General features: G+C 69.5%; 9 protein-coding genes and 1 pseudogene. 4 read left to right on the top strand and 6 right to left on the bottom strand.

All coding sequences use genetic code 11. The features are described 5' to 3' along the window. Positions 1–380 precede the first annotated feature (380 nt). From A9X04_RS31290 to A9X04_RS04120, 4 genes and pseudogenes are all read right to left on the bottom strand, one after another. A pseudogene (locus A9X04_RS31290) lies at positions 381–920 on the bottom strand (PPE family protein); the annotation flags it as partial. Between the two features lie 107 nt (positions 921–1,027). Continuing rightward, positions 1,028–1,933, bottom strand: a complete 906-nt coding sequence (locus A9X04_RS04130) for a class I SAM-dependent methyltransferase (protein WP_067918014.1) — start codon at positions 1,931–1,933, stop codon at positions 1,028–1,030. 10 nt (positions 1,934–1,943) lie between these two features. Beyond that, positions 1,944–3,569: a PPE family protein gene (locus A9X04_RS04125; protein WP_197509038.1), complete on the bottom strand. Its 1,626-nt coding sequence runs from the start codon at positions 3,567–3,569 to the stop codon at positions 1,944–1,946. A 91-nt stretch (positions 3,570–3,660) separates the two neighbouring features. Beyond that, positions 3,661–4,569, bottom strand: coding sequence for an oxygenase MpaB family protein (locus A9X04_RS04120; RefSeq protein WP_067918006.1), 909 nt, complete (start codon positions 4,567–4,569; stop codon positions 3,661–3,663). Positions 4,570–4,652: 83 nt separating this feature from the next. On the opposite strand from A9X04_RS04120, the gene A9X04_RS04115 reads away from it, so the two are divergent. Next, positions 4,653–5,333, top strand: coding sequence for a TetR/AcrR family transcriptional regulator (locus tag A9X04_RS04115; RefSeq protein WP_067918005.1), 681 nt, complete (start codon positions 4,653–4,655; stop codon positions 5,331–5,333). On the opposite strand, the gene A9X04_RS04110 is transcribed toward A9X04_RS04115, so the two are convergent. Continuing rightward, positions 5,290–5,838, bottom strand: a complete 549-nt coding sequence (locus tag A9X04_RS04110; protein ID WP_067918004.1) for a hypothetical protein — start codon at positions 5,836–5,838, stop codon at positions 5,290–5,292. The two genes, A9X04_RS04115 and A9X04_RS04110, sit on opposite strands and share 44 nt — an antisense overlap. A gap of 7 nt (positions 5,839–5,845) precedes the next feature. Further along, positions 5,846–6,427, bottom strand: a complete 582-nt coding sequence (locus tag A9X04_RS04105; protein WP_067918018.1) for a VOC family protein — start codon at positions 6,425–6,427, stop codon at positions 5,846–5,848. Between the two features lie 87 nt (positions 6,428–6,514). Between A9X04_RS04105 and A9X04_RS04100 the strand changes: the two genes are divergently transcribed. Genes A9X04_RS04100 through A9X04_RS04090 form a run of 3 tightly spaced genes read left to right on the top strand, consistent with a single transcriptional unit; the run spans position 6,515 to position 8,882 of the window. Then, positions 6,515–6,805, top strand: coding sequence for a hypothetical protein (locus A9X04_RS04100; protein WP_067918001.1), 291 nt, complete (start codon positions 6,515–6,517; stop codon positions 6,803–6,805). Then, a complete protein-coding gene (locus A9X04_RS04095; RefSeq protein ID WP_156764208.1) occupies positions 6,802–7,935 on the top strand; it encodes an alpha/beta hydrolase in 1,134 nt (377 codons plus the stop codon). Before A9X04_RS04100 ends, A9X04_RS04095 begins: the two co-directional genes overlap by 4 nt. Continuing rightward, a complete protein-coding gene (locus A9X04_RS04090) occupies positions 7,926–8,882 on the top strand; it encodes a 2-hydroxyacid dehydrogenase (RefSeq protein WP_197509036.1) in 957 nt (318 codons plus the stop codon). The genes A9X04_RS04095 and A9X04_RS04090 overlap by 10 nt, the downstream gene beginning before the upstream one ends. Positions 8,883–8,908: the final 26 nt, after the last annotated feature.

The raw sequence follows: 8,908 nt of genomic DNA, 5'->3' as shown, positions 1-8,908 counted from the left end.
GGCATTCAGCCGGACGCTGCGCCCGCCGCGGCGGCCGCGCCCCTGCCCGACAGCCCGCTGAGCCCCGCGAACCCGGCCGGAAAACCGGCGAAGAGCGGCGCGGTGAGCGCCAGTGGGATCACCGCCTGCAATTGCGGGAAGGTGTCGACGACTTCCCCGACGTGGGTGAACTCGTCGGCAACCAGCAGGGGGATGTCGTTCTCGATCTGGGATATGGACTCGGCGGGGTTCTCGGGAAATTCCTCGAGGTCGCGGCCCAGCGTCTGGGTAACTTCGGTGAGCCGGTTGACCCACCAGCTCCATTGCGTCGGATCTCCGCCGTCGTTGTCGATGATGTCGCCGCTGTCGCCGGTGTCCGTACCGTCGCTGTTGTCGTCGGCCGCGTGCAGGATCTGCGGCGCCGGATCCGTCTGCGGCGCGGACGCCACCGCCGTGCCGGCGACCGCCTGGTAGGTGGCCATGGTGGTGGCCGCCTGGACCCACATCCGCACGTAGTCGGCCTCGTTCAGCGCGATGGGAATGGTGTTGACGCCGAAGAAGTTGGTCGCCAACAGCACCCCGTGGATCGCGTGATTGGCGGCCAACTCCAGCAGCGTCGGCATATCGGCCAAGGCCGCGCCGTAGGCCGTCGCCGCGGTCTCGTGCCGGGCGGCCACCGCGGCGCTGTTGGCGCTGGCCCGCATCAGCCACGCCACATACGGCGCGTGCGCGGCCACGTACTGGTCGGCGGTCGGCCCGTCCCACGCCCCGGCCCGCACGGCGGCCAAGATCGCGGTCAGTTCGTCGGCCACCGACGCGTAGGTGGCACTCAGCGAACTCCACCCCGTGGCGGCGGCCAGCAGGCCGCTGGGGCCGGGACCGCTGCTCAGCTGCGCCGAATGGACCTCCGGGGGCAGCGCCATCCACACCGGCGCGGTCATGGCAACGACTCCTTACCGATCGGGCTGAATCAGACGGCCGCCTGGGCTGTCGGCGGCGTCACGAGCCCCGCAGGTAGTAGTCGGTGGCAGGTGGGGAAAAGTTCCCGTCAGTCCTTGACGGCGCTCACCAGGGTGTTACGGGCGATCATCGGCCCCGCCTCGGTGTCAGGACCGGGCACCGGCCGGCCGACCCGCCGGAGGTAATCGGCCAGCGGAGTGCCCACCGCGGTCCAGCCGCGCTGTCCGAACCACTCGGTGGCCGGCGCGTGCCGCTCGTTGTAGACCAGCCGAAAGAACAGGCGCTGGTCGCCCTCGGCGGCGGCGGCCCGTTCCTCCTCGACGGCGGCCTCGAACTCGTCCGGCGCGAGCGGTGCGCCGTCTTCGATCGCGACGTGGCTGCCGTGCGCGGCCAGGCCGTCGACGCCGGTGAACAGCTGCTCCTGGGCGGCGGCCGGCAGATAGATCAGCAGGCCCTCGGCGATCCACGCGGACGGCCGGGCGGGATCAAAGCCGTTGTCGCGCAGAGCCTGCGGCCAGTCATCCCGCAGGTCGACGGCGATCTCACGGCGCTCGGCGCGCGGTTGGGCGCCGCGGCCGGCGAGCACCTCGCGCTTGAAATCCAGGACCTGCGGACGGTCCAGCTCGAAGATCGTGGTTGCGGCCGGCCAGTCCAGCCGGTAGGCGCGCGAGTCCAGACCGGCCGCCAGGATGACCGCCTGCCGCACGCCCGCGTCGGCCGCCCGGCGGAAGTATTCGTCGAAGTACCGGGTGCGGGCGCCCTGGAAGTTGACGAAGTGCTCGCCGAAGTCGGCGGTCTTCAGCGGGTGGTCGGGTTCCTTGCCGTCGAGGACGTCGGCCGCGGGGCCGCCGACGGCGCGGCAGAACAACTCCGCGTACGGGTCGACGGCCAGCGGATCGGGCTTCTGCGCCTCCAGCGCTCGCGCGGTGGCCACGAACAGCGCGGTCGAACCGACACTCGTTGTGATGTCCCAGGTATCACCTTCGCTACGCACTTAACCGACCCTACCCCGACAGGCTGTGGCGCCCCGTCACGCCGGCGTCCTCCCGCCGCCAGGTGCCCGGCAGCATCGGCGCCCTTGGGCCGCCGCCGAATTCGTCACCGGCCAACACAGTCAGGCCGGCCGCCTCGGCGGCCGCACCCCGAAACGCCGTGCCGGCAAACCCCAAAGCCGCACCGCCCTGGTCCGATGCCGTCGCGCCCCAATCCGGGGCGACGTCGACGTCCGAATCCAGGAATTCATCGCCATAGTCGCGCTGCTGCGCGCGCCGACGCCGCCGCGCCCGCGCCGCCTCCCGCGTGGTGGCGGCCGCCGCCGCCGCTGCGGTATCGGGTTCCGGCGCTTTTCTTTTCGCGCTCGAGCTGGCGCCGGCGCCCATCCCCGAGCCCGACCCGATGCCGGGGGGCCCGACCGCGTACGGGGCGAAGAAACCCGCCGGGCCCCCCGGCATCGGGCCGAGCGCCGCAGCCGGGAACACGGGGAGCGTGGCCGCGATGGGCGCCGGTGCCGCGGCGACGGGTTGAGGGATGGCCGCCAGCCCGGCCAGCCCGGCGAGGCCGCTCGCGGACGCCAACGGGGCGGCCGCCGCGGGGGCCGCCGCGAGCAGCGCCGCGGGTTGGCTTGTCAGGGTGAAAACCTCGGCCAGGTGAGTCGGCCAGTCGAACAGCTCCAGGCTGACCAGGTATTGCACGGCCAGCACCGGATTCGTCTGCAGGTACACGAAGAATTGCTGGAAGTCCTCGCCGAGTTCCAGCGACCGGGCGACCCAGAAGGCCGCTTGCGTCGGGTCCGTGTAGACGTCGTACTCGAGGCCGTTCAGGGTGCCCTCGGCGGGATTCCAGTTGTAGCCGAAGTTGCGCAGGATGTTCGCGACGAAGTCGTCGAGCGGGTTGTCGACCAAAGGGTCGTGGGCCACGGTTTCGTTGCCGATCCCGAACTGCTGCAGGATCGCGTCCAGTTGCGGGTTGTTGACGAAGTTCTCGAAATCCGTGAAGGGGTTGAGCTGCGGGTTGCTGCCCCAGAAGTTCTCGTAGCCCAGCACCAGGTTCTGCCAGAACTGCTCGGCCCGCTGGATGGCCCCCTGCACCGGGTTGGAGGCCGGCGCTTCGGATTTCAGGATTTGTGGGGCCGGGGTGGTTCGCGGGCTCGCCGCGACCGCCGCGCTGGAAAACCCTTGGTAGGTGGCCATCGTCGTGGCGGCCTGAATCCACATCCGCGCGTAGTCGGCCTCGTTGAGCGCGATCGGGATCGTGTTGATGCCAAAGAAATTGGTGGCCACCAGGACTCCGTGCACGACGTGGTTGGCCGCCAGCTCGGGCAGGCTCGGCATGGCCGCCAACGCGGCGGTGTAGGCGGCGGCCGCGGTCTCGTGCTGGACGGCCGCTTCCGCGCTGTCGGCGCTGAGCCTCATCAACCACAGCAGATACGGGGCGTGGGCGGCCACGTACGTCGCCGCGCTGGGCCCCTCCCACGCGCCGGCCTGCACCGACGCGAGCACTCCGGTGAGTTCGTCTGCCGCCGAGGCGTATTCGGCGCTCAGCGAGCTCCAGGCCCCCGCCGCGGCCAGCAGGGACCCCGGCCCCGGGCCGTTGCTCAGCAACGCCGAATGCACCTCCGGCGGCGACGCCATCCAGACCGGCGCGGTCACAGGCACTCCTCGGGCTGAGAGGTCGGACCCGTGCGAGTCTAATGAAAATGATTGTCGTTATCAACCCAACGCGTTACACCAGGGGACGTCCCGTTCTGATCCGGCGGTCGACGTCCCACAAGAGGACGTTGAACGGGAAGTTCCGCACGACGCGCGGCAGCGCGCGGTTGACCGTGCGCAACACGGCCATCAGCCGGTCGAAGCGCCGTTGCCGGGCGGCGTCCCAGGGCAGCCGCATCTCATCGCGGAACCGCTGCGGCAGGAAGCCCGTGGTGATCAGCAACGAGAAGTCGTCGGACAGGCGCTGCAGTCGGCGCGGCAGCGCGACGCCCCGAATGCGGCCGGCGGCAATGGGATACAGGTACTCCCGGACCGCGTCGTCGATGTGCACCTTGGCCAGCGACTCCTGCCAATAACGATCGAAGGCCGCCCGGTCCGCCGGCCACATCTCGAGCGGCACCTGCAACGTGGTGGCCAGGGCCATGCCCTCGCGATAGTGGCGGTCGGCGTCCTCGCCGTCCAGCTCACCGATGAAGATGCGGTAGATGTCGACTCCGCCCTTGTACAGGCACGCACCCACCCACAGCTGCAGGTCGACGTCGAAGGCGTTGTACTGCACCGGGCTGTCCGGAGTGGAGTAGACCTGCGCGTGCGCGCGGTTGACCGCCCGGCGGAAGGCGTCCTTCTGGGCGTCGCTGCCGGCGGTGGCCACCGCGAGGTAGGTGAAGGTGGTGCGCGCGCGCTTGACCGGGTGCAGATCCACCCGGCCGCTTTCGACGCGGCTCTCCATCACCCCGTAGCCGACGCCGGGCCGCGCCAACTGCATGATGACGTTCGCGGGCCCGGCCAGCAGCGCGACGCCCATCAAGCCCTCGTCGATTCCCAAGCTGCGCCGGCGGGGGGTGCGACGCGAACGGGGCGGGTCGGCAACGGGGCGCTCCACATGCCGAATCGGCTCGTGAACCGGCTCGTGAATGGCCATAGTGAGTCCTCCCCCGGCACCGCCTGGCTAAATTTGCGAACGTCTGTTTCCTGATATTGTCCTGTCACGGGCGTCGTGTCAAGATGGTGGCTATGGCTCAGGGTTCCAGCGCGCGGCCCTACCGCGGCGTCGAGGCGACCGAGCGGCTCGCCGGCCGCCGGCGCCGGCTGCTGATCGCGGGCCTGGAACTGCTGGGCGCGGAACAGCAGGACATCGCCGAGCTGACCGTTCGTGGCATCTGCGGCCAGGCCGGCCTGGCGGCCCGCTACTTCTACGAGAGCTTCACCGACAAAGACCAGTTCGTCGGGCGGGTGTTCGACTGGGTGGTCGCCGAGTTGGCAGCCACCACCCAGGCCGCCGTGGCGGCGGTACCCGCGCACGAGAAGACCCGCGCCGGGATGGCCAACATCGTGCGGACCATCGCCGGTGACCCCCGCGTCGGGCGGCTGCTGTTCGGCACCCAGCTGGCCAACTCGGTCATCGTGCGCAAGCGCGCCGAATCCAGCGCACTGTTCGCCATGCTGTCCGGTCAGCACGCCGTCGACACGCTGCGGGCACCGGCAAACGAGCGCGTCAAGGCGGCGGCGCATTTCGCGGTCGGCGGCGTCGGACAGACCATCAGCGCCTGGCTGGCCGGCGAGGTCCAACTCGAGCCCGACGAGCTCGTCGATCACCTGGCGGCGCTGCTCGAGGAACTCACCAACCCGGACCTGTACCGCGTCACGGAAACAGCGGCAGGCGCCACAGCCGCATCCCGGGATTGAGCAACCACAACCGCATCAGGGTGAGTCGCAGCAGCCGCTGCGCACTGAAGATCATGAAGACCCCCAGCGGCACCTCGATCAGCAGAGCGGTGGCCACCGACAGCCAGATGTCCTTGGGCCCGGCGGTCATGAGGTCGAACCACGCGTCGCAGATCAGCAACACCCCGGTGGTGAACGCGGCCGGAACCAGCAGCTGACGGCGCAGGTACCCGAACACCGCGGTGGCCACCATGAAGCCGACCAACAGGACGTCGAAGCCGATCCATGTCAGGGGCCAGTTGTGGGCGACGTAGTTCTGCGGCAGCGTGACGGACAGATACCCGAGCCAGGGAATCATCGCCATCGAGCCGCCGGTCATCAGGCCCAACCGGATGCGCCGTATCCGGCCGAGGAACGCCGGGTCGATCACGTCGCTCAACGGTTGCTCGAGCCGGCTGATCAGATCGCGCCGCTGCTCGGGCGTCAGCGCCGCGATCTGGGCGTCGGACAGAATGCCGTCGGTCATCTCCGCTTCAGCGTACGGCCTCCACGGGAGGCCTGCGGTCGGCCGCGGTCTTGGGAACGGCCCTGGTGTCGCTCGCGCCGAATTCCCTTACCCAGCAAGCGAATTCCAGCGTGATGCCGTCGGGGTCCTGGAAGTAGAACGAGCGCACGTAAACGCCGGGATGCACCGTCGGCGACACCTGGCGTTCGCTCTCGTCGTGGTTGAGCACCGGGCCGACCCGCACGCCCTTGTCCTTGAGCCGCTGCCGGTAGTCGTCGAACTTCTCGGCCGGCACGTGGAATGCCAAATGGTTCATGGTGCTCACCGCGCTGGTGATGTCCCCAATCCCCGGGATCGCGCCCGGCGACGAGAGGCCGGGCACGCGGTCGGGGGCGTCGGCGAACCAGAAGAACGCGACGCAATCGCCGTTGCCGGCGTCGAAGAAGAAGTGCTGCCCCGCGCCATCGGGCAGGTCGAGCGATTTGATCAGCGGCATGCCGAGGACGTTCGAGTAAAAGTCCACAGTCCGCGCCATGTCCGAACACACCAGCGCGACATGGTTGATCCCGCCGAACTCGAATTCCGTGTTGGTGTTGTGCGGCTTGATCATCATGCGGCTCCCGTCCGCGGGTCATGGCCAAGATGCAAATCTGAATCTAACATCAGGTTCAGTTTTGCTCTAGGGAGGTGTGCTTGGGTGTCGACCGCGGCAAAACCCGATCGGCTGCGTAGCGAGCTCGCCGAGTTTCCGACGCATCGCGGCGAGTGGACACGGGCCGCGACCGAGATGACCGCGGTCAATGACGGCGTCGTGCGGTACTGCGCAGAAATATGTTCTACGCCAATCGATTTCATCAGCGAGTCGGTGCGGCGCGCCCAGGCCGAGGGCCACTGCATCGACGACGATCCGCAGCTGACCGCCGAGACGATTTTGGCCGCCAACATCTACCACCGGGCCAGCTACGCCGGTGAAGGCGGGCCGAGTTGACCCGTCGCAATGCCGCCGCCGGGGTGCTCCGCGAGTTCGTGGGGCTGCCGTCGCCCACCGCTGGGCGGGCCGGCGCCGGCGGGCATCCCTGCCAAGGCCTCTACCACCGAGCGGTGGGACGCAAGCCGAAGGTGGCGATGATCGCCACGCACTACCAGATCGACTTCTCCGAGCACTACCTCGCGGACTACATGGCCACGCGCGGCATCGGATTCCTGGGCTGGAACACCAGATTCCGGGGTTTCGAAAGCAGCTTCCTCCTCGACCACGCGCTGGTCGACATCGGCGTCGGGGTGCGTTGGCTGCGTGAGGTGCAGGGCATCGATACCGTTGTGCTGCTGGGCAATTCGGGCGGTGGATCGTTGATGGCCGCCTATCAGTCACAGGCGACCGAACCCAACGTGACCCCGCTCGACGGCATGCGCCCCGCGGCCGGGCTGGCCGACGTGATCCCCGCCGACGGCTATGTGGCCACCGCGGCCCACCCCGGGCGCCCCGACGTGCTGACGGCGTGGATGGACGCCGCCGTCGTCGACGAGAACGACCCGGTCGCCACCGCCGCCGACCTCGACCTCTTCAACAAGGAAAACGGTCCCCCGTACTCGGCGGAGTTCATCGCCCGCTACCGACAGGCACAGACCGCGCGCAACCACGCCATCACCGACTGGGTCGAGACGGAGCTCAAACGGATTCGCGCCGCCGGGTTTTCGGACCGGCCGTTCACCGTGATGCGCACCTGGGCCGATCCCCGCATGGTCGACCCCAGCATCGAGCCGACCAAGCGGCAACCGAACCTGTGCTACGCGGGCATCCCGGCCAGGGCGAATCGGTCGGCGCACGGCATCGCCGCGGCGACCACCCTGCGCAACTGGCTGGGCATGTGGAGCCTCCGGGCGGCGCAGACCCGGGCCGAGCCGCACCTGGCCCGTATCGACTGCCCCGCGCTGGTGATGAACGCGGAGGGTGACACGGGCGTGTTCCCGTCCGACGCCCAGCGCATCTACGACGCGCTCGTCAGCACGGACAAGACGCGGGCGTCGATCGACACCGATCACTACTTCACCACCCCGGGCGCACGCAGCGAGCAGGCCGATACCATCGCCAGGTGGATCACCAAGCGGTGGCGCTGAGGGTTCTCGCCCACTTCGTTCCCGGCGACAAAGTGCTTGACTTCGTTGCGCCAGAATCTGATTGGCTCGACATCCGGTGGTGCGCCGAAGACGACGACGCGGCGTTTTACCGCGAGCTGCCGCAGGCGGACGTGATCTGGCATGTGCTTCGGCCGCTGTCGGGCGCCGACCTGCGGCTCGGGGACCGGCTGCGCCTGGTGCACAAGCTCGGCGCCGGGGTGAACACGATCGACGTGCGGGCCGCCACCGAGCGGGGCATCGCCGTCGCCAACATGCCGGGCGCCAACGCGCCGTCGGTGGCCGAGGGCACGGTGCTGCTGATGCTGGCCGCGCTGCGCCGGCTGCCGGGCCTGGACCGCGCGATCCGCCAAGGACGGGGCTGGCCGTTGGACCCGGGGCTGGGCGAGACCGTGCGCGACATCGGTGGCTGCACCGTGGGCCTGGTGGGTTACGGCAACATCGCCAAGCGGGTGAGCGAGATCGTCGCGGCGATGGGGGCCGCGGTGCTGCATACCAGCACCCGCGACGACGGCCGGCCCGACTGGCGGCCGCTGCCCGAATTGCTGGCCGCCAGCGACATCGTCTCGCTGCACCTGCCCCTGACGGCGCAGACCCGTCATCTGCTCGGCCGCGACGCGCTGGCCCGGATGAAACCGAATGCGGTGCTGGTCAACACGTCCCGTGGCGCCGTCGTCGACGAAGCGGCCCTCGTCGAGGCCCTGCGCACGGGCGGTCTCGCCGCGGCGGGGCTGGATGTCTTCGAGGTGGAACCCGTGGCGCCGGACAATCCGCTGCTCGGCCTGGACAACGTGGTGCTGACACCGCACGTCACCTGGTACACCGCGGACACCATGCGCCGGTACCTGACCGAGGCGGTGGCCAACTGCCGCCGGCTGCGCGACGGCCGGCCCCTGGCCCATGTAGTCAACCAACCGACTGGTTGTTAGGTTGGAAGCTGCTGGGCCGAAACGCA

Source organism: Mycobacterium sp. E3247, assembly GCF_001667785.1.
Classification (GTDB): domain Bacteria; phylum Actinomycetota; class Actinomycetes; order Mycobacteriales; family Mycobacteriaceae; genus Mycobacterium.
This window is presented reverse-complemented; position numbering and strand designations above follow the sequence as displayed.

What these genes read in the sequence shown, in the direction of transcription:
- A9X04_RS04125 (WP_197509038.1), bottom strand. Translation starts at nt 3,569, where the DNA reads ATGGCGTCGCCGCCGGAGGTGCATTCGGCGTTGCTGAGCAACGGCCCG.
- A9X04_RS04120 (WP_067918006.1), bottom strand. Translation starts at nt 4,569, where the DNA reads ATGGCCATTCACGAGCCGGTTCACGAGCCGATTCGGCATGTGGAGCGC.
- A9X04_RS04115 (WP_067918005.1), top strand. Translation starts at nt 4,653, where the DNA reads ATGGTGGCTATGGCTCAGGGTTCCAGCGCGCGGCCCTACCGCGGCGTC.
- A9X04_RS04110 (WP_067918004.1), bottom strand. Translation starts at nt 5,838, where the DNA reads ATGACCGACGGCATTCTGTCCGACGCCCAGATCGCGGCGCTGACGCCC.
- A9X04_RS04105 (WP_067918018.1), bottom strand. Translation starts at nt 6,427, where the DNA reads ATGATCAAGCCGCACAACACCAACACGGAATTCGAGTTCGGCGGGATC.